This is a genomic window from Gemmatimonas sp., assembly GCF_041689975.1.
GTDB lineage: Bacteria > Gemmatimonadota > Gemmatimonadetes > Gemmatimonadales > Gemmatimonadaceae > Gemmatimonas.
The window spans coordinates 18,751-40,005 of the sequence record NZ_JBDNFF010000322.1; the positions used below are offsets into that span (position 1 = coordinate 18,751).

The 21,255-nt window shown below is 63.8% G+C and carries 21 protein-coding genes and 5 pseudogenes; 20 read left to right on the forward strand and 6 right to left on the reverse strand.

What is annotated here, in order from left to right; genetic code table 11:
* The 11 genes and pseudogenes from ACESNG_RS19255 to ACESNG_RS19305 all read left to right on the forward strand — a co-directional run bounded on the left by ACESNG_RS19255 (position 1) and on the right by ACESNG_RS19305 (position 7,522).
* The gene (locus tag ACESNG_RS19255; RefSeq protein WP_373070406.1) at positions 1-2,598 is read left to right on the forward strand and encodes a hypothetical protein; all 2,598 of its coding nucleotides are present in this window, start codon (positions 1-3) and stop codon (positions 2,596-2,598) included.
* A gap of 262 nt (positions 2,599-2,860) precedes the next feature.
* On the forward strand, positions 2,861-3,109 hold the full coding sequence (locus ACESNG_RS19260; RefSeq protein ID WP_373064172.1) for an AbrB/MazE/SpoVT family DNA-binding domain-containing protein: 249 nt from the start codon (positions 2,861-2,863) through the stop codon (positions 3,107-3,109).
* Positions 3,103-3,438, forward strand: a complete 336-nt coding sequence (locus ACESNG_RS19265) for a type II toxin-antitoxin system PemK/MazF family toxin (protein WP_373064174.1) — start codon at positions 3,103-3,105, stop codon at positions 3,436-3,438. Before ACESNG_RS19260 ends, ACESNG_RS19265 begins: the two co-directional genes overlap by 7 nt.
* A 127-nt stretch (positions 3,439-3,565) precedes the next feature.
* Positions 3,566-3,667: pseudogene (locus ACESNG_RS19270) on the forward strand (type II toxin-antitoxin system RelE/ParE family toxin); the annotation flags it as partial.
* A 109-nt stretch (positions 3,668-3,776) separates the two neighbouring features.
* Positions 3,777-3,917 (forward strand): hypothetical protein, encoded by a 141-nt coding sequence (locus ACESNG_RS19275; RefSeq protein WP_373064192.1) that lies wholly within the window; start codon positions 3,777-3,779, stop codon positions 3,915-3,917.
* Positions 3,918-3,932: 15 nt separating this feature from the next.
* Positions 3,933-4,076: an XRE family transcriptional regulator gene (locus tag ACESNG_RS19280; protein WP_373064188.1), complete on the forward strand. Its 144-nt coding sequence runs from the start codon at positions 3,933-3,935 to the stop codon at positions 4,074-4,076.
* Positions 4,077-4,192: 116 nt separating this feature from the next.
* On the forward strand, positions 4,193-4,495 hold the full coding sequence (locus tag ACESNG_RS19285; protein WP_373064176.1) for a hypothetical protein: 303 nt from the start codon (positions 4,193-4,195) through the stop codon (positions 4,493-4,495).
* Positions 4,496-4,841: 346 nt separating this feature from the next.
* Positions 4,842-5,281 (forward strand): annotated as a pseudogene (locus ACESNG_RS19290) (dihydrofolate reductase family protein); the annotation flags it as partial.
* Between the two features lie 144 nt (positions 5,282-5,425).
* The gene (locus ACESNG_RS19295; RefSeq protein ID WP_373064190.1) at positions 5,426-6,415 is read left to right on the forward strand and encodes a S1C family serine protease; all 990 of its coding nucleotides are present in this window, start codon (positions 5,426-5,428) and stop codon (positions 6,413-6,415) included.
* 6 nt (positions 6,416-6,421) lie between these two features.
* On the forward strand, positions 6,422-6,790 hold the full coding sequence (locus tag ACESNG_RS19300; RefSeq protein ID WP_373064178.1) for a response regulator transcription factor: 369 nt from the start codon (positions 6,422-6,424) through the stop codon (positions 6,788-6,790).
* A 162-nt stretch (positions 6,791-6,952) separates the two neighbouring features.
* Entirely contained in the window at positions 6,953-7,522 is a 570-nt protein-coding gene (locus ACESNG_RS19305) for a Uma2 family endonuclease (RefSeq protein ID WP_373064180.1), read from the forward strand.
* Between the two features lie 81 nt (positions 7,523-7,603).
* Here ACESNG_RS19305 and ACESNG_RS19310 read toward each other — a convergent pair whose 3' ends face one another.
* Positions 7,604-8,452, reverse strand: coding sequence for an acyl-CoA dehydrogenase (locus tag ACESNG_RS19310; RefSeq protein ID WP_373064182.1), 849 nt, complete (start codon positions 8,450-8,452; stop codon positions 7,604-7,606).
* Positions 8,453-8,612: 160 nt separating this feature from the next.
* On the opposite strand from ACESNG_RS19310, the pseudogene ACESNG_RS19315 reads away from it, so the two are divergent.
* The 3 pseudogenes from ACESNG_RS19315 to ACESNG_RS19325 all read left to right on the forward strand — a co-directional run bounded on the left by ACESNG_RS19315 (position 8,613) and on the right by ACESNG_RS19325 (position 11,879).
* A pseudogene (locus ACESNG_RS19315) lies at positions 8,613-9,832 on the forward strand (CoA transferase).
* Between the two features lie 45 nt (positions 9,833-9,877).
* A pseudogene (locus ACESNG_RS19320) lies at positions 9,878-10,921 on the forward strand (HpcH/HpaI aldolase/citrate lyase family protein).
* Between the two features lie 13 nt (positions 10,922-10,934).
* Positions 10,935-11,879: pseudogene (locus tag ACESNG_RS19325) on the forward strand (MaoC family dehydratase).
* Between the two features lie 25 nt (positions 11,880-11,904).
* Here the strand turns inward: ACESNG_RS19325 and ACESNG_RS19330 are convergent.
* Both ACESNG_RS19330 and ACESNG_RS19335 read right to left on the reverse strand, forming a co-directional pair.
* Entirely contained in the window at positions 11,905-12,906 is a 1,002-nt protein-coding gene (locus ACESNG_RS19330) for an NAD(P)H-quinone oxidoreductase (protein ID WP_373064805.1), read from the reverse strand.
* Between the two features lie 732 nt (positions 12,907-13,638).
* Positions 13,639-14,883 carry a P1 family peptidase gene (locus ACESNG_RS19335; RefSeq protein WP_373070408.1) on the reverse strand — a complete coding sequence of 415 codons (1,245 nt, stop codon included), beginning with the start codon at positions 14,881-14,883 and terminating at the stop codon, positions 13,639-13,641.
* A gap of 135 nt (positions 14,884-15,018) precedes the next feature.
* On the opposite strand from ACESNG_RS19335, the gene ACESNG_RS19340 reads away from it, so the two are divergent.
* The 4 genes from ACESNG_RS19340 (at position 15,019) to ACESNG_RS19355 (ending at position 17,781) form a co-directional block, all read left to right on the forward strand.
* On the forward strand, positions 15,019-15,411 hold the full coding sequence (locus ACESNG_RS19340) for a hypothetical protein (protein WP_373064434.1): 393 nt from the start codon (positions 15,019-15,021) through the stop codon (positions 15,409-15,411).
* A gap of 178 nt (positions 15,412-15,589) precedes the next feature.
* A complete protein-coding gene (locus ACESNG_RS19345) occupies positions 15,590-16,705 on the forward strand; it encodes an NAD(P)-dependent alcohol dehydrogenase (protein WP_373070410.1) in 1,116 nt (371 codons plus the stop codon).
* Between the two features lie 26 nt (positions 16,706-16,731).
* A complete protein-coding gene (locus ACESNG_RS19350; protein ID WP_373070412.1) occupies positions 16,732-17,313 on the forward strand; it encodes a hypothetical protein in 582 nt (193 codons plus the stop codon).
* Between the two features lie 189 nt (positions 17,314-17,502).
* The gene (locus tag ACESNG_RS19355) at positions 17,503-17,781 is read left to right on the forward strand and encodes a hypothetical protein (RefSeq protein ID WP_373061612.1); all 279 of its coding nucleotides are present in this window, start codon (positions 17,503-17,505) and stop codon (positions 17,779-17,781) included.
* A gap of 104 nt (positions 17,782-17,885) precedes the next feature.
* Here the strand turns inward: ACESNG_RS19355 and ACESNG_RS19360 are convergent, their stop codons facing one another.
* Positions 17,886-18,140: an ISAzo13-like element transposase-related protein gene (locus ACESNG_RS19360; protein WP_373061614.1), complete on the reverse strand. Its 255-nt coding sequence runs from the start codon at positions 18,138-18,140 to the stop codon at positions 17,886-17,888.
* A gap of 715 nt (positions 18,141-18,855) precedes the next feature.
* On the opposite strand from ACESNG_RS19360, the gene ACESNG_RS19365 reads away from it, so the two are divergent.
* Positions 18,856-19,476, forward strand: a complete 621-nt coding sequence (locus tag ACESNG_RS19365) for a DUF922 domain-containing protein (RefSeq protein ID WP_373070414.1) — start codon at positions 18,856-18,858, stop codon at positions 19,474-19,476.
* A gap of 53 nt (positions 19,477-19,529) precedes the next feature.
* On the opposite strand, the gene ACESNG_RS19370 is transcribed toward ACESNG_RS19365, so the two are convergent.
* Positions 19,530-20,144 (reverse strand): hypothetical protein, encoded by a 615-nt coding sequence (locus ACESNG_RS19370; RefSeq protein WP_373061618.1) that lies wholly within the window; start codon positions 20,142-20,144, stop codon positions 19,530-19,532.
* A 69-nt stretch (positions 20,145-20,213) separates the two neighbouring features.
* Here ACESNG_RS19370 and ACESNG_RS19375 point away from each other — a divergent pair, with 69 nt between their 5' ends.
* Positions 20,214-20,759, forward strand: coding sequence for a DUF427 domain-containing protein (locus tag ACESNG_RS19375; RefSeq protein ID WP_373070416.1), 546 nt, complete (start codon positions 20,214-20,216; stop codon positions 20,757-20,759).
* 22 nt (positions 20,760-20,781) lie between these two features.
* Here ACESNG_RS19375 and ACESNG_RS19380 read toward each other — a convergent pair.
* Positions 20,782-21,255: SRPBCC domain-containing protein (locus tag ACESNG_RS19380; protein ID WP_373070418.1), on the reverse strand; the 474-nt coding region annotated here is incomplete at its 5' end.

Below are 21,255 nucleotides of genomic sequence, written 5' to 3' on the forward strand. Positions count from 1 at the left end.
ATGCGTCTCTCGAATTCGCTCCGTACCTTCGCCCTGTTCGGGGCCATGAGCCTGATTTCTGCCGCGTGCCCCGCGTCGCTTTTGGGGCAGACGCGACGCGTGCCACCGGCCAAGCGCGATACGCTCACGGCCGAAGAGCGAGCGGCGGCACGGGAAGCTACACGCGACGCGCGCTCCATGGCCCGCCGCCAACTGTCGCCCGATAGCGTGGTGCGACGCCTGCGGGCCGACTCCGCCAGCGCCACGGCCTTCAGCGACCCCGAGGCCATGCTTATCCTGCTGCGGGCCCGCGAGGCACGTGTGCGGCAGGACAGCGCGCTTCGCGCTTACAAGGCCACCGCCACGCAGCGCATTTCGATGGGCCTGGGTGCCAAACGCCTGGGGCTCGAGAAGCTGCTCCTTCGTGGTGACAATGTGGCCGAGATCTCGTGGCGCCGCGATGTGGGTGTACGGGTACGGCCTATCGGGTCGCGCATGACCGCGCCGATGGCGTCGCGTACGACCGGTGACTTCAGCAGTGCGATTTCGATTCCTTATTTCCCGGGGCGCGAGTCGCTGTGGTTCCCGTCCAGCAACTTCGGTGTGGTGAAGAGCGACATCGACGAGCGGGAAGTCATTCATCCGCTGGCGAACGGTGCGGAGACGTACTACAAGTACGCCACGGGCGACTCGGTGGACATCACGCTCGACGGTGGCCGCGTGATCAAGCTGCGCGAACTGCGCATTACCGCGCGCCGCCCCGATTGGCGGGTGTTCGTGGGTTCGTTCTGGTTCGATCGTGACGGCGGGCAGCTCGTGCGCGCGGCGTATCGATTAGCGATGGACCTCGAGATTTGGGATGTGGCATCGGAAGAAACGAAAGCCGATGCCAAAGTAAGTCTTGAAGCGGATCGACTGCGCGATTCCATCGCTCGCGCGCGCATGCCGCGCGAGCTGTACGTAAAAGACTCGACTTTGCGGGCACCGTCGGTACAGGCGCGGGCCGATAATACTGGTGACGACGAAGACGTGCCGTTGTGGGTGAAGGCCACCTTCCGTCCGGCCAAGGCCAAGCTGGATGCGATCACCGTGGAGTACGGTTTGTATCAGGGCAAGTTCTGGTTGCCGCGTGCGAACAGCGCCACGGCCTCCATGCAATTGGGCTTCATACGCACGCCGTTCAGCATCGACGAAAAGTTCACGTACGACGAGGTGAACGGCGACTTCTCGCTGGCCGCTATTCCGGCGGCGCGACTCAGCGGCGTGGCCGGTGACTTGAGCGGGCGTGACACCACCGTGGTGACCAGAGGTGGCGGCGATCTCACCGTTACCATGGGTGGCTTTGGCTCGGCGACACGTACGGAGGTGGATACTATGAAAATGTCTGCGTCGGCGCGTATGCGGTATCGGTTGTGTCAGAAAGATTCGACGTACACGCGTGTAGAGTCGCGTTACGAAGGTGCGTTACGCGTGGCGTACGACATGCCGTGTGACGCGTCGAAGCTGGCCAATTCGCCGGCCTTGCCGCCGGCCGTGGCGTCAGACGAAGAGCTGTTCGACCTCGAGAGTCGCGACGAACTGCTGGCCGCACTCGACCTGTCGCTGCAGCCGGGCTTCATGCCTCAGATGCCCAAGATTCGCCTGGGCTCCGACCTGCTGCGTTTCAACCGCGTGGAAGGCGTCTCGGCCGGCGTGAACGTGTCGCAGGTACTGGGCGCAGGCTACACACTGAACGCGGTGGGACGTATCGGGCACGCCGACCTGCACGCCAACGGTGAACTGTCACTGGCGCGCAGCAACGGCGCGCGTACCGTGACCGCCACGGTGTATCATCGCCTCGCTGCCACCAACCCCGAATGGGGCGGGGGACTGAGCTTGGGTCCGTCGCTGCCCGCGTTCATCTACGGACGCGACGAAGGGTTTTACTACCGTACCATGGGCGCCGAACTCGGTGAACGACGCGAGCGTCGCAGTGGTGTGCTCGAGTACAAGCTGTTCATCGAGCGGCAGTGGACGGCGGGCGACACCAATGTCGTGAACACCTTCTCGCTGGCCAAGCTGGTTGCCGATCGCCGCTTCCGCCGCAACATCGAATCGGAGCAACTGAGTGTGACCGGAGTCAGTGGCACGTACTCGCGCGTGCTGCTGGAACGTCCGAAGGGACTGCGCTTCACCACCGTGCTGAACGGCGAAGCCGGTACCGGCACGTTCCAGTACGCGCGGGCGTCTGTGGAAGGTACCGCCACGCGTCCGGTGGGCCGATTCGCCACCGCATTGACGGGCGCGATCGGCAACTCCATCGGCGACGTGCCGCGTCAGCGCGGCTGGTTTGTGGGGGGAGTGCGCACCGTACGCGGCCAGATCGCCGGCACGCAGGACGGAGATGCGTTCTGGCTGGCCCGCGCGGAAGTGGGCACGAAGCAGGGCTTTTTGCGACCGGTGGGCTTCTTTGATATCGGTTGGGCGGGGATTCGCGAAGCGTTCGGCAAAGTGCAGCCGCAGCGCGGGGCGGGTATCGGCGTGGGATTGCTGGACGGATTGATTCGCGTGGACTTCTCGCGCGGGTTGTATCCGCTGAAGCAATGGCGGACGGATTTTTATCTGAGCGCAGCGTTGTAAGGGGGGCTGTTGCCGATGCCGGAGTGCGGCGCGTGTTAGCTCGGTCGAGCTAACCCGCTAGCGTGCGAACGGTCGTCGTGCATGAAGGTGATGCGGATCATGGATTTGCGGCGGCGCCGCGGCGGCCGTGTCCTTTGATAGGTGGACGACTTCGCTGATCTATCGTACGATAGGTCGGCGAGCTAATGGGCGTTCGGCGGACCTGGGTGGATTGACGGTCATCCCAAGAGTGATTACTTTGTATGTACAGGAGGCATTCTCTATGAAAGCACGACTTGTGCGCATCGGCAATTCTCGCGGCATTCGGCTTCCCAAACCTCTCATCGAACAGGCCGGACTGACTGATGAGGTCGAGCTTCGTATGCAGGCGGGCGTCATCACTATTCGCGCGGCGCCGGGCGCGCGCGCTGGCTGGGCAGAAGCCGCCAAGCTGATGCGCTCTCGTGATGATGATCGCTTGCTGGATCCGCCGGTGGCCACCCGGTTCGATGAGGACGAGTGGGAGTGGTGACGCCGGCAAATGTGAGGCGCGGCGACGTATTTCTCGTGCAACTGGACCCGACGCATGGCGGTGAGATTCGTAAATCGCGCCCCTGCGTAGTCGTGTCGCCGGATGACTTGAACGCCCATGTTCGGACAGTCATTGTTGCGCCGCTGACGAAAGGCGGACACGCGTATCCGTTTCGCGTCCCCTGCAGATTTGGTGGGAAGGACGGTTCCGTTGTCGTGGATCAAGTTCGTGCTGTCGATGTCGAACGATTTTCCAAGCGGCTCGGCCGCCTGTCTCCCGCTACGCTTGCGCGCTCCCTCGAGGTCCTTCAAGCGATGTTTGCCGCGTGAAGAGCCGCATAACATTCGGTAGCAGTTGACAGCGCATGGCGGAAGGCGCGCTGCGCGCGCAATTTTATGACAGCGCTGCAACTGAACCAAGCGTTATGCGGCGTCTCGACGCGCCGAGGTCAGGCCAATGCCTAGCATCGGGGTCGCGTGTACGAGTAACGCATTCGCGCCGGGGGGCGCCGTCCGCGTGTTCTACGTGGCCAGGTTCGCCGAGGGCCTGTACGTGTTGCACGCGTTCCAGAAGAAGACCCAGCACACGGGGCCCCTTGATGTGCCAATCGGCGCCAAGTGGTATCGCGAGATTCTAGCCAGCGGTCGGACCGCTGAGGAGCATCAACATGGCCATCATGATCACTCGCGGCAGCGGCAACGTCTTCACCGATCTGGGCTTCCCGCCCGACGAAGCCGCGAATCTGCAGCTCCGATCGGATTTGATCATTCAACTGCGGAAGCGACTCGCGACACTTGGTGAGACGTAGACCGACTGGGCCGAAATCCTCGGGGTGTCACAGCCGCGCGTCAGTGACCTCCTGCGCGGCAAGATCGAGCGCTTCAGTGTCGACACCTTGATCGCCTTCCTCGGCAAGACCGCCGCAGAAGTCCGGCTCACCGTGCGAACCAAAATACAAGCCGCATAACGGGGCTGTACAAAAAGTCCCGCTGCGTGCCGAGGTGGAAACGGAACTCAGTGCGCTCCACCGTGTTCGCCTCGAAGAGAATGTGCCGTGCGATTGCCCTTTCGTCGAGGCCCGTGATGGCGCGCTACAAGCACATCGACACGAACCCGAATACCAAGTGGGTGCGCACGCCAGAGCGCGTGACGGTCTTCGACGCATGGGGCGTGGCGTCTGAACGTGGGCAGTGGGTGGGTACCTGGACAGAGCCCGATGGGCCGATGGTCATTGGCGGCAACTACGAGGCGCAATGGCGCGGGGGAAATGGATTGTGGCGCCTTCAGGGAGAACTCTTCGTCCCGATGCGCTGTGACGGCGGTGCGTATTGCCGGGCGCGACCCTGCCGGGATAGCATCGGCTGCATGTCTTCACACCCGCTATGATTGCGCCGCACGGTACACGGTCGCGTGGTGCAGCCCGCAGCCGTGGCGGGAGGCCGTTCGACGGCTCCGCCGCCGAGACCTATAGGAATCATGATTGATTAGCCTTTGACGCGCTCGGCGCTCCGCCTTGGCTCAATCCGAATGGCGGCACTCGACGGCCGGGCGCTGGAAGCGGCGCCTGCGGCGCCGCATTTCGTTTGATCGGTCGCAGCACAACTTGAGCGTTGATGCTGTAGGAAAAGGTGATTTCGCTGCCGCCGGACGTGGTATACGGTCCTTGTGATCGCATCGATCCTATACGCCGCGACCGATGATTTTCAGTTGCTACCACATTCAAGACGTGGGTATGGCGATACTCGTGTTCGGAATGAACCAGTCCCTGGACGGCTATATTGAACATCTCGCGTTTGCGCCCAGCCCCACGCTCTTCCGCCACTTCACCGAGGAAACGCAGGGGTACGGGGCAGTGTGTACGGGCGACGTGTGTATGAGATCATGCGGTATTGGGACGACGACTATCCGGAATGGGATGCCGCCCAACACGCCTTCGCGGCGGCGTTGCGCAAGCAGCCGAAATGGGTCGTGTCGCGCTCGTTGCGGTCGGTCGGCCCCTCTGCGATTCCAGTAGCGGATAATCCGGCGGGCGCGATCCGCGCTTTGAATGCTGAGCGGTACGGGGAGATCGAAATCGCGGGCGTGGCGTTAGCGCACAGTCTCACCGCACTCGATCTGATCGACGAGTATCGCATCTACCTGCACCCCGTTGTGCTGGGTCGAGCACGCCCTGTCTCCAGCCTCGAGAACGGCCGCTACGCGCACGAATACCCGTCCAGTTGGCCAGTGTCGCGACCCATTGCGATTGGTGAGTGTACGTCTGTTCACGTCTCTCGCATCGAGACTATCCAGTCGCTTCACACCACCGAGTCTCCCATGTCGCATCCCGACACGCACGAAAGTTCAGCGCAGTCGCCTCACGCCGAGCCGCTGTCGCTCACCGCCGTCTCGGATCAATTGGCCAGTGCTGTCGAACACGCCGCGCTTTCCGTTGTGGCCGTACATGCCCGCGAACGGCTGGCGTCAACGGGCGTCCATTGGCGCGACGGTCTCATCGTCACCACCGACGCCACAGTGCGTCGCGAACAGAACATCACGATCACCATTCCCGATGGTCGCCGCGTCGCCGCCACGTTGGTGGGGCGCGATGCCGCCAGCGACCTGGCGGTGCTTCGCGTCGCGGCCGGCGTCTCCTTCGCCCCCGCAACGATTGGTGATCCCACGACCCTGCGACCGGGGCATCTCGCCATGGCGGTCGCTCGGCTCGACGACAGCGGCCCGCGCGTGTCCTTCGGCGCTATAAGCACGATTGGCCATGCATGGCGCACGTGGAAAGGCGGTGAGTACAGCCGTCGCATTCAGTCGGGCTTCGCGCTCTACCCAGGTTTCGGTGGCAGTCCACTCGTTGACGCCGCGGGCCGTGTGCATGGTATCAACAGCGGCGGTCTGAGCCAGCAATTGGCAACAACCATTCCGGCGGACACGGTGGAGCGTGTCGTGTCTCAGCTGGTCGCGACGGGCTATGTGCCCCGTGGATGGCTGGGTGCAGCGCTGCAGGCCGTGCGCGTAGGCGAATCGGCCAAGGTCGCGGCACAGGGACGCGAAGGGGGGTTGCTGATCATCGGCGTGGCCGAGAGTGGGCCGGCGGCGACCAGCGGGTTGTTGGTGGGCGATATCGTGTTGGCCCTCGACGGTGCGGCGGTACACGAGCCGCACGATGTGTTGGACGTGCTGCAACACATGGCACCGGGGCGTGCCGTGTCGTTCGACCTGCTGCGCGGTGGCGTGTTCGTGCGCGTGATCGTCACGATCGGTGAGCGTCCCAGTGGCCATGATGATCGGCGCTCGCGCCGTGGCGCGCGGTAACGATCATTGACCGAGCGTCCGCGTGCGGTTCGGGTCTTCGTCGACGTTTCCGATCCATGGAAGCGTCGCGTGTTGCGCGACGCACTCGGCGCCCACGCCGACGTCCGCTTCGTCGCAACCGCCTCGGCCGCCGATGTTCGCGTGGTCGAAACGAATGACCGTACGGACGCCACGCCGTCAACGCTCTCCGATCGCGAACGTGAAGTGCTGCAGGCGTTGTCCGAGGGTTTGAGCAATGCCGCCATTGGTGTACGTCTTGGCATCAGCCGAAGTACTGTCAAGTTTCACCTGGCAGCCGTCTTCGAAAAGCTCGGCGTGCATCGTCGCGCCGAGGCGGTAGCCGCTGGCATTCGGCGCGGCGACGTGCTGCTTTAACGAATCGCGGTCGTAGCTGCGGGATTCGACGGCCCGCCACCAGACGCGACACGACCGCATCGGAAAGACACTGGCTGCGTCGTTCCGGTGACTTACATCCGGCCGAGTGATCGCATCGTGTACCATGCTCCCTTGCGCAGATCCCCTTGCTCTCGACACACTATGGCCATGCCCGCGTTCGAGCCCCGACACTGGACAGCCGCAGAAGTCCAGGCGCTCCCCGACGACCCCTCGCGTCGATACGAGTGCGTGGACGGGGTCTTGCTCATGAGTCCGACGCCGCGCGCGGCACACCAGTCGGCTGTGCTCTTGCTGGCCATGGCACTGGAAACGCTCGTCCGTCCGATCGGTCTCGGCGCCGTGTTTGTCGCCCCCTCAGAATGGGTGCTCGATCCGCGTACGCTCGTGCAACCAGACGTATATGTCGTTCCTCTCGCCGCCGGCCATCGCCCCCGCACGGACGATGAGCGCGGGACCCCGCTGCTGTTCGTCGAGGTGCTGTCGCCTGGCACCGCACGGTACGATCGCGTGGTCAAGCGGGGGCGTTACCAGCACGCAAATATCGAGTACTGGATTGTGGATCTCGACTCGCGTCTCGTGGAGCGGTGGCTGCCCGGCGAAGAACGGCCGACCATCCATGCGGAGCGGATTGTGTGGCAGCCCGCTGGCGCGGCGCAACCGTTCGTGATCGAGCTGGAGCCGTTCTTCTTCGAGGTGTTGGGGCCGGCGTAGCCCGACGAACGCGCCTCGGTGCTGAAACCGAGAGCCGCGGTTCCTACAGTGGCTCGAGTCTCGTTGTAGCCGCCGCCAATATCACTCCGGCACCAGTGTCGCGGTCGCCTGCAGCGCGATCGATCCATCCGGCGCCAGCGCGTGGCAGGTCACGGTGTCACCATCCGGCATCGCGATAAGGCGGTACGGCGCGAGATCGAACAGCGGTGCCACGCCGCGAAACGAGAAGGCGGCCAGCGGCCGCCCCGCATGTTGCCGCACGAGATTGGCGAGCAACACCGCCGTGAGCGGTCCGTGCACGACCAGCCCGGGGTACTGCTCGACACGCGTGGCGTACTCCCGGTCGTAGTGAATACGATGCGCGTTGAACGTCAGCGCCGAAAAACGAAAGAGCAAACGTGAATCTGGAGTGATGTCACGGGTCCAGGCGTGCGTGGGCGCCGACGGCAGCACGATCGGTATTGGTGCTACCATCGGCGCGCCCTGTTCGCGATACACGATGTCCTGCTCCTCCTCGATGCAGAGCACTTCGTTCTGCCAGATCCTGTAGCCCATGGTGACGAAGGCCAGTCGGCCCGACTTCCCCTCTTTCATCGTGACGTCGCGAATCACGCCGACGCGCTGCGCTGGGGTATCGATGCGGAGCGGCGCGTGAAAGACGGTGCGCGCGCCGGCGAACATCCGCCGAGGCAATGGCACGGGCGGCAGGAATCCACCGCGCTCAGGGTGACCGTCGGATGCGAGGTGATCTTGCGCAACGAGCGGCAGGAAATAGAACCAATGCCAGAGCGCGGGAATCATCTCCAGCCCTGCCAGAGAGAAAGCGGCATCGCCGAACGTGGCGGCGGCGGCCAGCATCTGCGTGGACGCCAACTCGTCGCGCACGGTTTCTGACCGTCCGTGCCAGTCGGTATATTCCAGGGTCGTCATGCCGGTCTCGTCCTTGATGCGGAATGGGCCACGTGGGTTCTCCTGAGTTGCTTGAAGTGAATGCCGTGGCGTTGGTCGTAGGTGAATTTGGCGCCGAAGTGCTCGAGATCGCATACCCCCATATCGACCGGCGTCAGCAGCGCGTGATCTGACCGCCGCCATGTCCGGAATTCCCGCGGGATTGCGCGTGATCGAGGGGTCCGCATTCGTGGCGGCTCCGCTGGGCGGGATGACGTTGGCGCAATTGGGCGCGGATGTGATTCGCTTCGATCCGATCGGCGGCGGCTTGGACTATCGCCGCTGGCCAGTCACCCGCAACGGCACGAGCCTGTTCTGGGCGGGCCTCAACAAGGGCAAACGATCCATCGCCGTGGATATCCGATCGCCGCGCGGCTAGGAGCTCCTCACGCAACTCATCGCGCTGCCCGGGCCCGACACTGGCATTTTCAGCACGAACGTTCCGGCCCGCAGCTGGCTCGCGTACGACACGCTGCGTACGCATCGCCACGATCTGATCATGGCGCATCTGGTCGGCCGCCGTGATGGGGGGTCGGAGGTCGATTACACGGTGAACCCAGCGCTCGGGTTTCCGGCCCTCACCGGCGCCACCAACGACGACCGCCCCGTGAATCATGTGTTACCCGCCTGGGATGCGATTGCCGGTAACATGCTCGCCGTCGCGCTGTTGGCTGCGGAGCGATACCGCTCACGCGGCGGAGCTGGTCAGTTGGTGACGTTGGCGCTCAAAGATGTCGGACTCGCCATGCTGGGACATCTGGGATGGTGGCGGAAGTGGCGATCAACGATGTCGATCGTGCGCGCTATGGCAACGATCTGTACGGCGCCTTCGGACGCGATTTTGGCACCTGCGATGGTCGTTGCGTGATGGTGGTCGGTCTCACGGATGTACAGTGGCGGACGCTCTGCGCGGCCACCGACATTGCCGCCGACATCGCGGCACTCGAGCGCCCGCGTGGACTCGACCTTACGCTCGAAGGCAATCGGTTCGAGGCGCGCGAGACGATCGCCGATCTCCTCACCCCGTGGTTTTCCGCGCGGTCGTACGTCGAGGTGGCGGCAGCGCTGGATGCGCAGCGGGTCACGTGGGGGCCGTATCGCACGGTGCGCGAGGCGATGGCGCTCGACGATGACTTGTCGGTGGCCAATCCGATGTTCAGCGAGATCGATCAACCCGGCGTGGGCCGGTATATCGCGCCGGGGTCACCGCTGGCGTTCGGCGCCTGCGATCGCGTGCCCGTGCGACCAGCGCCCCGACTCGGCCAACATACCGACGAAATCCTGCTGACTCTGCTCGGGCTGTCCGAGTCCGCCGTCGGCGCCCTGCACGACGCGGGGATCGTGGCGGGCGTTACGCCGTAGCCGTCTCCCACCTCATTGATTTCTTCGACTTCTACCCCTCCGTTCATGCGTTTCCCAAACAACTTTTATAAGCCCCTCGCGATCGGCGCGCCGGCTCCGTTTCGTGAACGTCCGGTACGCCCGGAACGCATGATCCACTTCTTCCCGCCGCATATCGAGAAGATCCGCGCGCGGATGCCGGAGATGATCGCGAAAGCAGACGTGTTGTGCGGCAACCTGGAAGACGCGATCCCAGTGGCCGACAAAGAGGCGGCCCGTGCGGGGTTCATCGAGGTGGCCAACGCCAACAGCTTCGGCACGACGGCGCTCTGGGTGCGCGTGAACTGCCTGAACAGTCCGTGGATTCTCGATGATCTCGAGCACATCGTCCGTGAAGCGGGGAACGTGGTGGATGCGGTGATGATCCCCAAGGTCGAAGGGCCATGGGACATTCATTTTGTCGATCAGTATCTGTCGCTGCTCGAGGCACGTTACCACATCACGCGCCCGATCCTCATTCACGCGCTGCTGGAAACCGCCGAAGGGGTGAAGAATGTCTAGCAGATCGCGCAGTCCAGTCCGCGTATGCACGGCATGAGCCTTGGTCCCACCGATCTCGCGGCCTCACGCGGTATGAAGACCACGCGCGTGGGTGGTGGACATCCGTTCTATGGCGTGCTGAGTGATCCGGGCGCGGAGAACACCGCGCGTGCCTTTGCCCAGCAGGATCTGTGGCACTACACCGTGGCACGGATGGTCGATGCCTGTGCCGCCAGCGGCATCGGTGCGTTCTACGGTCCCTTCGGTGATCTCAAGGACGAAGCGGGGTGCGAGGCGCAGTTCCGCAACGCGTTCATCATGGGATGCAGCGGGGCGTGGTCCCTCGCCCCCAACCAGATCGATATTGCTCGCCGCGTATTCAGCCCCGACGTGAACGAAGTGCTCTTTGCCAAGCGTATTCTGGATGCCATGCCCGATGGGAATGGTGTCGCCATGATCGACGGCAAGATGCAGGACGACGCCACATGGAAACAGGCCAAGGTGGTGGTCGATCTGGCGCGCCTGGTGGCGCAGCGCGATCCGGCGTTGGCCGAAGAGTACGGTTTGTAATCGAACGCCAGCCATGACCAAAACGCAGCCAGGTAATTTCTTCGAGGATTTCTTCGTTGGCCAGGAGCTGGTGCACGCCACACCGCGCACGGTCACCGACGGCGATGTGGCGATGTGGCGATGTATACGGCGCTGTACGGTGGCCGTTTCGCCGTGCATTCATCAGCGCCGTTTGCACAGGCTCTGGGTTACGTGCGCGCGCCGGTCGATTCGATGCTGGTGTTCCATATCGTGTTCGGCAAAACCGTACCCGACATTTCGTTGAACGCGATCGCGAATCTGGGCTACGCCGGCGGACGCTTCGGCGTGCCGGCGTATCCGGGTGATACGCTCTCCACGATTTTACGCGTCACGGGCGTCAAGCAGAACCGTGACGGCACGACGGGCGTGGTGTACGTGCATTCGGTCGGTCGCAATCAGCACGGCGACATGGTGGTGGAGTACGCGCGGTGGGTGATGGTGCGGAAGCGCGACAGCGCCGCGGCCGCGCCCGAGGTGGTGGTTCCGGAACTGCCCGCGTTCGTGCCGCCCGCCTCACTGCACGTACCGACCGCGTTCGCGGCCGGCGCGTCTGTTTCAGAACACGGCGCGGGTGCACTTCAATCAGCACGTCGAGCGCGAGGGACGATTCGGTCGTCGGATCGTGTACGGGGGACACATCATCAGTATCAGTCGTGCGTTGTCGTTCAACGGACTGGCGAATGCGGTGGGAATGGTGGCCATTCATGGTGGGCGGCATACGAATCCATCGTTCGCTGGTGACACGATCTATGCGTGGTCCGAAATCCTGGCGACGGATGCACTCGACGGCGTGGCGCATGTGGGCGCGGCCCGGGTGCGCACGGTGGCGCTGAAGGATCGTGCCGCGTGTGACTTCACCGATCGCGACGCGGCGGGCGCGTATGACCCGTGTGTGGTGTTGGACTTCGACTACACCATCCTCATGCCGCGCCGCTAGCGCGTGGGGCGCCAACACGACGCAGTTACATGAGGATGGCGATCTTACCGGCCGTCTCGTTGCTCTCCATGCGCGTATGGGCGTCGGCTATCTGCTCGAGTGGGAACGTGCAATCGATACGTGGCTGTACCGCGCCGTTGGCGAGCCACGGCATCACCTCGCGGGCAAACGCCTGCGTGACGGCGATGCGCTCTTCGATGGGCCGACTACGGAGCACGGTGCCTCGCACCGTGAGTCGGCGCGACAGCATGTAGCGCAAATCAAGTGTGCTTTCGAGACCGGCCAACGTGCCGATCAACACCAACCGTCCTTTCGGCGCCAGCGCGGCCACGCTTTCGCGCACGTAGTCGCCGCCGAGCAAGTCGAGCACGATATCAATTCCTCGGCCGCCGGTCCACTCCTTTGCGGCTAACGCGACCCAGCCGCGTTCCCCCGGTGTGGCGCCCGCCGTGAGCCCCAAGTCGCGGGCGATGTCCAACTTCGACTCGGTGCGGGCCGTGCCGAACACAGTCGCGCCCAGTTGGCGCGCGATCTGCACCGCCGTGAGTCCCACGCCGCTGCCTACGGCGTGAATCAGCACCGTGTCGCCGGGGCGTATCTGCGCTTGGCCCACCAGCGCGTCGTGCGCCGTGATGCAGGCCTCGGGCGCCGCGCCCGCGATGGCCCAGTCGAGCGCGTGTGGCACGGCCGCGACGGCCCGTTCGTGTGTGACCAGGTACTCCGCGTGTGCCCCGCCGCCAACCAGACCGCATACGCGCGCGCCGACTGACCACAGCAGCGCATCGGGACCGTTACCGACCACCTCGCCGGCGAACTCGAGTCCCGGAATATCGATCGGCACACCCGGTGGCGCCGGATAGCGGCCAGCGCGCTGGAGTACGTCGGCACGATTGAGGGCCGACGACCGGACGCGAACGAGCACCTCACCCGGACCGGGCGTCGGCACTGGTCGATTCTGAATGGCCAGCACATCCGGCCCGCCCGCCCGCGTGATGACGGCGGCGCGCATCTCTGTTGGAATGGTCATGGGTGGATTCTGGCGGCTGGGGCGGGCAACACAAGCGGGAATCGACGGGGAGTTAATGACTAGGCCGCCAATTTGTTCGTAGTGCCGTCGTGCGGTGTGCTGCACGTGCTTCTCGTGGAACAGGTTCTGAATGATCTGCGGTGGCCTCTGGCAGCGGACGAGATGTCGGCGCACGGAGCCATCCTCTCGGCCACAGCATCACGCGAACGTCCGCCTTGTTCTGGGCCACGAACAGTTTCGCGAGACGCGAAGCACCACAAAAATGATCGATACGGGCATCACACCGGCGGACCTGGGTGCGTCGAACCACCACTCCTGTGGTTGCTGTGCTTCGCGGGCCTTCGCGATCTTCGCGGACTTCGCGCGAACCGCGGTGCGTGCGGCTGCCGCGGAGCTGTCGGAGAGTCCGCCGGTTCGCGCGAAGCTCGCGGAGCACGCGAAGAGACGCGAAGAACAGCAACACTGATCGATACGGGCATCGCGTCGGCGGACCCGGGCGTGCCGAGCCACCACTCCTGTGGTTACGGTGCTTCTGTGAGTGACGGTCCCACGCGCCTTCGCGCAAACGACCGACATGCAGCGCCTCGCCGGTCACGTCGAGACCAGACAAAACGACCCCATTCCCAAGGCACATCGATAACGGAGGCGGTTCGAATGCCAAAACGTCGGGATGTTATCATAGACAATCCAGAACTATTTGCTGCACTGATCAGTAACGCCGCAGAGGCTGTCTTACGGCATCCGTTTGTACTTCCGCAACACGTCTACCAACCGGTCGCCTGGCAGGCCCATCACGCGCAGCCCATCGGCACCCACCATCGTGTCGGCCGCGAGCATCGCGTTCACGACGGCTTCTTCGGTCGCATGGATCGTGGCACGGAAATACGGATCCAAGGCATCGTTGGGAAGCATGCGGATCTCGCGTTCTGATACGTCGTTGGCGGTTGCACGGCTCACGGTGGAGAACGCAAGAAACAGATCGCCCGATCCGTTCGTGGCCGCGCTTCCCAGCTTGCCGAGTCCCATACCCGCGCGTTTGGCGATGCGCTCGAGTTGATGCGGCAACATCGGCGCGTCGGTCGCAATGATGATGATGATCGACCCGCGCCCGGTCACGGTGTCGTCATCGTCATCGTCATTGCGTTCGGGAGCCATGGCCTTGCACTTGGGAACAAAGCGCAGGAACGCGCGTGTCGGCGCACCGTGCAGTACCGTGCAGAGACCGGAAATATCCTGTAGCTCGCGGCCAACAGGTGCGCCGAGGACGGCGAGGTCGCCGCCGTAGTTGCATTGTACGAGTATGCCCAGCGTGTAATGACCGCCGCCGGCCTTCGGAATCTGACGCGATGACGTGCCGATGCCGCCTTTGAATCCGTTACAGCTCATGCCGGTGCCGCCACCCACGCCGCCCTCGCGAACTGCGCCCGTTTTCGCCGCATCGAGTGCAGCCCACGCGTGTTCGCGCTTCACATGGGCGCCGGTCGCGTCGTTCAGCACATCGAACGTTTCCGTGACCAGCGGATAGGTGAAGATGAATTCCCGACCGTTTCGAATCTGCCATTCGATGGTCGCGTCACGCACCGTACCGACGCTATGTGTCCCGGTCAGCAGAATGGGTCCCTCGAGAAAGCCCGATTCCTTCACCCAATTGACGCCCGTCATATCGCCATTGCCGTTCTGATTGAACGTGGCGGCCATCACGAAATCCCAATCCCCTTTGGCGCGCGGCAGAATTGCTGTCACTCCGGTGCGTATCGGTCCGGTGCCGCGCACTACAGGTCCGGGATCACCACTCACGAGTGTGGTGTGTCCCACGGCCACGCCAGCGACGTCGGTGATCGCGTTGAGCGGCCCCGGTGTGCCGGGAAACGGAATGCCAAGCTCGCGTCCGCGCGGGCGTGTTTGCGGTTGCGATTGCGCGGCAAGCAATGTCGGGGCGAGGAGTGCGACGAAACGCAGGAGATACGATGCGCGCATGAGAGGAACGATTGGAAAGGTGGGTATTGCGTGACCCCGCAGGCTGATCCTGACGTTGTGTCAGAGAAACGATCATGGACCGTCCCACCTCGCTCACGACCTGAAAGGTCACGCCGGATCCGTTCGTCCGGCAAGGTGTCTGATTATCTGGGCTGCGGCACCGTGCACGTGGCCGATTTGCGGCGGGCTGCACTCGACGCGGGCATTGGCGAAGCGGCGTTCGAGACCGCACTCCGTGAGGCGGCGTCACCACTGAAGTCCAACGCGCCAAAGCCGCCCTGGATCGTGCGCGTGACGCTCATCGGCGTACCGAATCGCGTCGTCGCGTGGGGGTTCTACGCCGTCTTTTCCTTGGCGTTACTCTCGACCGGCGTCGCAGCCGTGGCGGCCAAGGCGGGAGCGACCGTGCCGCTGGCCCAGGACACGCCGCTCCTGCTCTTCGTCGCGCTCTGGTCGTTCTTCTCGCTGTGGAGCACCGCAAAGGCCATCCGCTGGGCGGATACGCACGGCTGGGATAAGCTGCCGTGAACTCCCCGGGCATCGGGTGTGTCGAAACTCGCCGTTGACAGAGAGCGACCACATTGACCCCGTCTCACCTCGAAACCTGCCGTCTCTCGCCTCCGTAGCGAATACCTGACGCCACGGTCAACCACGCGACCGCCCCGCCCTAAAGCGGCGTCGATCCCATTTCGAGACGAGACTCCGCATGCGTCTACGGACACCGGTGTTGGCGACAGTGGCCGCGTTGTTGGTGACGAGCGTGGCGGCATTGGGTCTGACAATCAGCTACGACGCCGCGTGCCCGACGACCGCACCCTCGGCCGCCACGGCCTCGACCATCAAAGCCTATCGTTACTCTTGCTACGGGTCACCGACGGTGCTGCAGATGCGCGACGTAGGTAGGCCGACGCCTGCGGACAGTGAGGTGTTGGTGAAAATCCACGCGGTGTCGATCAATCCATTGGACTGGCACTACATGCGCGGGAAGCCGTATCTCATGCGCATCTCATCGGGAATCGGTGCGCCCACGAACCACAAGATCGGTTCCGACTTCGCGGGCACGATCGAAGCTGTCGGCGCTGCGGTTACGCGCTTCAAGATCGGTGATCGTGTGTTCGGTTCTGGTGATGGGACTTTTGCAGAGTTCAGCACGATGAACGAAGGCGATGCCATCGCGATGATGCCGGACAGTGCCACGTTCGAACAAGCAGCGGCCGTCGGCATAGCCGCCGTCACGGCGCTGCAAGCCGTTCGCGACAAGGGGAAAGTGAAGGCCGGGCAGCGTGTTCTCATCAACGGCGCGTCCGGGGGCGTCGGGAGCTTCGCCGTTCAGATCGCCAAGTCTTACGGTGCACACGTGACCGGTGTAGCGAGTGGCCGCAACATCGCACTGGTCAAGTCGTTCGGAGCGGATAGCGTGATCGACTACACGAAGGACGATTTCACCAAAGGCACGCAGCGATATGACGTGATCATCGACCTCGTCAGCAACCACTCCGTGCGAGCCGTCGCAGGTGTCATGCCGCCATCGGGAATTTGTGTGATCGTTGGTGGTACGAATGACAACCGGTGGATCGGTCCGGGTATCCAATCGCTCGAAGCGATGATCGTTGCACCGTTCGTCACGCCGACATTCGTCTCGATGCTCGCGTCGACGAACCAACAAGAACTCGAGGTCCTTCGCGATCTCATGCAGGCTGGCAAGGTCACGTCGGCGATTGATCGTCGCTACCCGATGGCCGAGCTACCGGCGGCGGTGGAGTATCTGGAGAAGGGTCGGGCGCGCGGCAAGGTGATCGTGAATGTTGTGCCGAGCCAGTGAAGTGGCGTGACGTGGCGTGGCGGCGGATGGATCGCTCATTTCCGTGGGCCACGTGGAGCCTGATGCTGGCGCCGGTCACGATCGTGCTCCACGAACTCGGTCACCTACTCGTCGCCCGCGCGGTCGGGTTTCCAAATCCGACACTCCACTTCAACAGCGTCGACCCTGGTACTGCAGCCGGTCTTCCGCCGGCCGCGTTGGGCCTGGCCACGCTCGCCGGACCGCTTGTGAGCGCGGCGCTCGCCCTTGGCGCCTGTGCCTGGATCTTCTGGCGTGCTGCTTCTCCGTGGGCGACGGCGTTGGCCGTCACCGCCGCGTCGCGTTTCGTGGTCGGCGTGCCATACACGATCGTGAATGTGGGGGCGTGGCTCATCGGCTCCCAGCTCGCGCCCCCCGAGTTCGACGAGTACAAAGCCGGTGTGGCGCTCGCGTGGTCGGGTGACGCGCTCTTGGCGGGCACGTCGCTCATACCGGTTGTCGTGTTCTGGACCGTGAACCGTCGTCTTCGCGCGGGAGAGCGCGCTGCGGCGTGGTCGGGGCTCCTGATCGGGACCACCGTCGGCTGGGCGATCTGGCTGCTTGGCGCGGGCCCGGCACTCCTGCCGTAGTGCGCATGATCGAGTTTTTCGACGGTCTTTGTAGCACGATGCGGGGTTCCGCAGCACGCCGGAAATTCTGAGAGAGAGACATTTCCGGTGCGAGTAGCGCAGACGCTTTTGTGGATTGACTGTAGTGCAGGATTCCTCGGCGGTGTCGCCATGCTCGCGCTCCGTGGGTAGTTGAGCGGGATCTACGCAATGCCGCCGTCACTGCTGATAGCTATGGCGATGGCCAACCTGACATACGGTCTTTTTTCGTTCTCCCTTGCCATACGCCGCGTGCGTCCGCGCGCCTTGATCGTGCTATTAGCTGTCGCCAACGCGACATGGGCCATCGCGTGTGGCGTCGCGGCCCTCGTACTTGCCTCGACCGCCTCGATGTTCGGCCTTGCACACCTCCTGATCGAGGGGCTGTTGGTGGGTGCCCTTGCCGTCTTCGAATGGCGGTGGCGGGAACAGCTGCTCCGGGCACCGTGAGGGGCGCCGAGTCGAGGGGGGACTCCGCGCGCCGCCGGGTACGGCCGTGGAGACGCGGGTGCGCAGGTTCGTGAGGATCTGGTCGATCACGGACCGTTGCGTGATCACAGCGACGATCCGCATGGGGCCATGGCAGGTCGGTTACGCGAGCGTGTCGACTTCAAAGATTGACTGCGGCGTCCGTTGCATTCCGGGCCGTTATCCAAGTTGATCACCAATTGCTTGACCAGTGCGAACGCCGACTGTCGTTCTTCCCACCACAGCAGTAGTCGATCAACCATGAAATCGCTGGTCCTGTTACTGCTGCCGAAAAACACGAACGCTCGTCCGGTCACCGGCTCCAGAATGCCTCCAGGCACATTTTTTCTTTCGGTCGCATGTCATGATCCCATACCGCGATCGCGATCCGCCCTCGGGATTGACCGCGTCGGGAATACGCACCGACATGCACCGTCGCCCTGGTAGCCATACTGATTCTCAGGATGGCCGGGTCGGCGTATACCTGCGCATTCGTCAGACGGACGTTGGCGAAGATCGCGGCGGTTGCGCTGTTTTTTCGAAACCTTCGTCTTGGCAACCGTCCGCAACCGATACTCCTGGCGATTGAGCATGTTGGAGATGGTCCGCACGGTTGGCAAGGCATGGTCAGTCCATCCCTTGGCCACGAGTGCATCGTGCATCGTGCATCGTGCATCGTCTGAGCGGTCATATTCTTATAGAGCAATGTCGTGCGCAACCGCGGTTCCGCTTGGTTCTGCGGCTCCATGATGGTCTGCATATCGGCCAATAATTCAGGTGCCTTGTCTCTCGTCTCGCGTTTTGATGCGCCGCTCGTCCGGGTGGAGCAGATCGCGAGGGAGATGGCCGCGCGCGCGTAACGGCGTGCCGGGTCTTTCCAACGTATCGGACTGAGGGGTCACGGCCGTCGTGGTCCGGACGTACATCAGCGATTTGCCGTTCGCGCCCTTGCGAAGAGACGGATGCGGCTGGATCGTTGCGGTTCAGTGAAATGCGGCGATCTCTGTGAGAGCGGTCGGTCGAGTGCACATGAATTCTATCGCCACAAACCACCATATGAGAATCTGGCTATCCTTCGTCGCCACGGCGATCGCTTTTTCCTCGTGCGCCCGTCCCTCCGCGCCGAGCGAACCTGCGCTGGCGGCGGACGTCCTCGGTCGGATCGAGGCGCCCGCTGGTGTAGTCATCGCGCACCGCGCGGAGACGTATGCGGTGACCGGCACTGATCGCGCTACGATACGCGCGCAGCTTCACGTGCCCGATGGGACGTTGCTGGAGCGCAACTACGCGGGCCTCTACAAGTGGCAGCTCACGTGGCGTTACGAAACTGGTCGGGAAGGCACACTGTGCCGCGTAACACGCGCAGCTGTGACGCTGACGTCGATCGTCACGCTGCCTGAATGGACCGCTGCTGCTACCGCAGATCCAGTTATCGTGACCGAGTGGGCACGCTTCCGACGTGCGCTTGCCGTACATGAGCACGGACACCGCGAACTCGCGTACGCGGGAGCGGGGCGCGCGAGGAAAGCGATCGAAAGCATACCGCAACAAGCGTGTTCCTCGATTGACGCGGATGTGCGCATCGCAGCGGAGCCGATCCTGAATGCGATGAAGCTCGAGCAGGCGCGCTATGATCAGAGCACCAGTCACGGAGCGACGCAGGGCGCGACGTTTTAAGCGCCTTCTCTCCGGATACGGCGCTTTGCATCAGAGTCTTCGCCACGCTTTCGTTACCGCCGCCGCACCCACCGGAACCCGACCCCGAGCGTCGAGATATTGGCCGCGCGTCCACGCTGGTTGCCGAGCAGGGAACTCGAGAAGAACAGCGTCGGCGTGAGCCCGTTGAGGCGCGGTGCGGCGTAGTCGATGCGAAGCTGTGTACCGACGCGGAGGCCACTGCCCTGCACACTGTATAGCGCGGGCCCCACCATCGCGCGCAGGATGGTCGAGCGGATGTCGACGGCGCCGCCCGTGAGGAACGACACGCGCTCGGTGAAACGGCGATCCTGGCAGCCCGGCGTTGCCGACTCGTCGACGCATCGGTCAGAGTTGCCCAGCGAGAGCACGGTGCCGCGCACCCCGACAATCCACGCGCTCTTGCGTCGCTGCACCAACCGGGTGGTCAGCAGCCCCGACACCGCAACCGAGGGTGCCTCGGCGAACTCCGACGTCGAGTTCACCGACCCGCCCTCGAGATCGAAGGTCCGGAGACCGGTCGTGGTGTAGAACCCGAAGTTCTGGCCGGGCTGCCGCTGCGCATCGGCCCGCCGCTGTGGCACAGCGAGCGACAGGACGGCGAGTGCGGTGCACGCAGCGAACGCAACCATCGGTCGACGAAAGTGCATGTGTATGGCTGGAGAGCGATTGGAGATCGGGGTCGACGAAAGCTAACGAGGGGAGTAGTTTGCCTCACCATGAACGATCGTCTTCGCCGCGCTGCGGCCCTCTGGACGTGGACCGGACAAGCGCGCCCGCCGTTTGCACTCCCGACAGGCGAGGGACAGGAGTCGGTGTGGGACTACCCCCGCCCACCGCGTGTTGTTGCCGATTCGCGCGAAGTGATCGTGCGTGTGGGCGTCGTCGAAATCCTTCGCACGCGAAAAGCGTTGCGTCTGCTCGAAACCGCCAGCCCACCATCGTTCTATCTGCCATTCACCGACGCTCTGCGTGCGGCGTTCGTGCCCGCGTCCGGGTCGTCGCACTGTGAATGGAAGGGTGCGGCGCGGTACTGGACGTTGGTTGCTGGTAACGTGCGACTGGAGCGTGCGGCGTGGTCGTACGACGTGCCGCTCGATGGTTATGAATCGCTCCGCGATCATGTCGCGCTCTACCCTACCCACGCCGAATGTCTGATCGATGGGGAGCGTGTTCGTCCCCAGGACGGTGGGTTCTACGGCGGGTGGGTGACGGCTGAAATCGTGGGACCCTGGAAGGGTGGACCGGCCACCGGTGGCTGGTAGCGCGATCCGCCTCCCAAAGGGTTTACGCCAATAGCACCTCGCGCTCGAGTCGCGCGTAGCTTGTTTCCACGCCCGTGGTCATGCCGGTGTCGAGGATCATGTCTCGCATGGCCTTGTCGGAATACGTGATCACCAAGCTGAGCAGCGTGCCGCCCTGCGTCTCAACGAGTGTCATCTCGTTGCGCGTACTCGGACCGGGTGTATCGATCATCCGCTCCGAGGTCACAGCACGGTACGGCGCCGTCTGCTCGAGCAGCTCGCCTTCGAAGCCGAAGCGCCGCGTTCCATCGGCGCGCGCCCATTCGTAGCGATAGGCCGCACCTATGGTCGTGGCGACGTCACACACCGGCATGGCCCAACCATCGGGGCCGAGTAGCCATTGTTGCAGGAGCGCCGGCTCGTGGTGGGCACGCCAGACCTGCGCGACGGTACCGCGGATGACTCGGCAGATGCGCACCTGCGTGTCGCTGAGCAGCTGCACGTTCGTCGCGAGGTC

Bases quoted from the DNA above. Each gene is read 5' to 3' on its own strand.
- ACESNG_RS19255 (WP_373070406.1), top strand. From the start codon at position 1: ATGCGTCTCTCGAATTCGCTCCGTACCTTCGCCCTGTTCGGGGCCATG.
- ACESNG_RS19260 (WP_373064172.1), top strand. From the start codon at position 2,861: ATGAAAGCACGACTTGTGCGCATCGGCAATTCTCGCGGCATTCGGCTT.
- ACESNG_RS19275 (WP_373064192.1), top strand. From the start codon at position 3,777: ATGGCCATCATGATCACTCGCGGCAGCGGCAACGTCTTCACCGATCTG.
- ACESNG_RS19285 (WP_373064176.1), top strand. From the start codon at position 4,193: ATGGCGCGCTACAAGCACATCGACACGAACCCGAATACCAAGTGGGTG.
- ACESNG_RS19295 (WP_373064190.1), top strand. From the start codon at position 5,426: ATGTCGCATCCCGACACGCACGAAAGTTCAGCGCAGTCGCCTCACGCC.
- ACESNG_RS19305 (WP_373064180.1), top strand. From the start codon at position 6,953: ATGGCCATGCCCGCGTTCGAGCCCCGACACTGGACAGCCGCAGAAGTC.
- ACESNG_RS19310 (WP_373064182.1), bottom strand. From the start codon at position 8,452: ATGACGACCCTGGAATATACCGACTGGCACGGACGGTCAGAAACCGTG.
- ACESNG_RS19330 (WP_373064805.1), bottom strand. From the start codon at position 12,906: ATGACCATTCCAACAGAGATGCGCGCCGCCGTCATCACGCGGGCGGGC.
- ACESNG_RS19335 (WP_373070408.1), bottom strand. From the start codon at position 14,883: ATGCGCGCATCGTATCTCCTGCGTTTCGTCGCACTCCTCGCCCCGACA.
- ACESNG_RS19345 (WP_373070410.1), top strand. From the start codon at position 15,590: ATGCGTCTACGGACACCGGTGTTGGCGACAGTGGCCGCGTTGTTGGTG.
- ACESNG_RS19350 (WP_373070412.1), top strand. From the start codon at position 16,732: ATGGATCGCTCATTTCCGTGGGCCACGTGGAGCCTGATGCTGGCGCCG.
- ACESNG_RS19355 (WP_373061612.1), top strand. From the start codon at position 17,503: ATGCCGCCGTCACTGCTGATAGCTATGGCGATGGCCAACCTGACATAC.
- ACESNG_RS19365 (WP_373070414.1), top strand. From the start codon at position 18,856: ATGAGAATCTGGCTATCCTTCGTCGCCACGGCGATCGCTTTTTCCTCG.
- ACESNG_RS19370 (WP_373061618.1), bottom strand. From the start codon at position 20,144: ATGCACTTTCGTCGACCGATGGTTGCGTTCGCTGCGTGCACCGCACTC.
- ACESNG_RS19375 (WP_373070416.1), top strand. From the start codon at position 20,214: ATGAACGATCGTCTTCGCCGCGCTGCGGCCCTCTGGACGTGGACCGGA.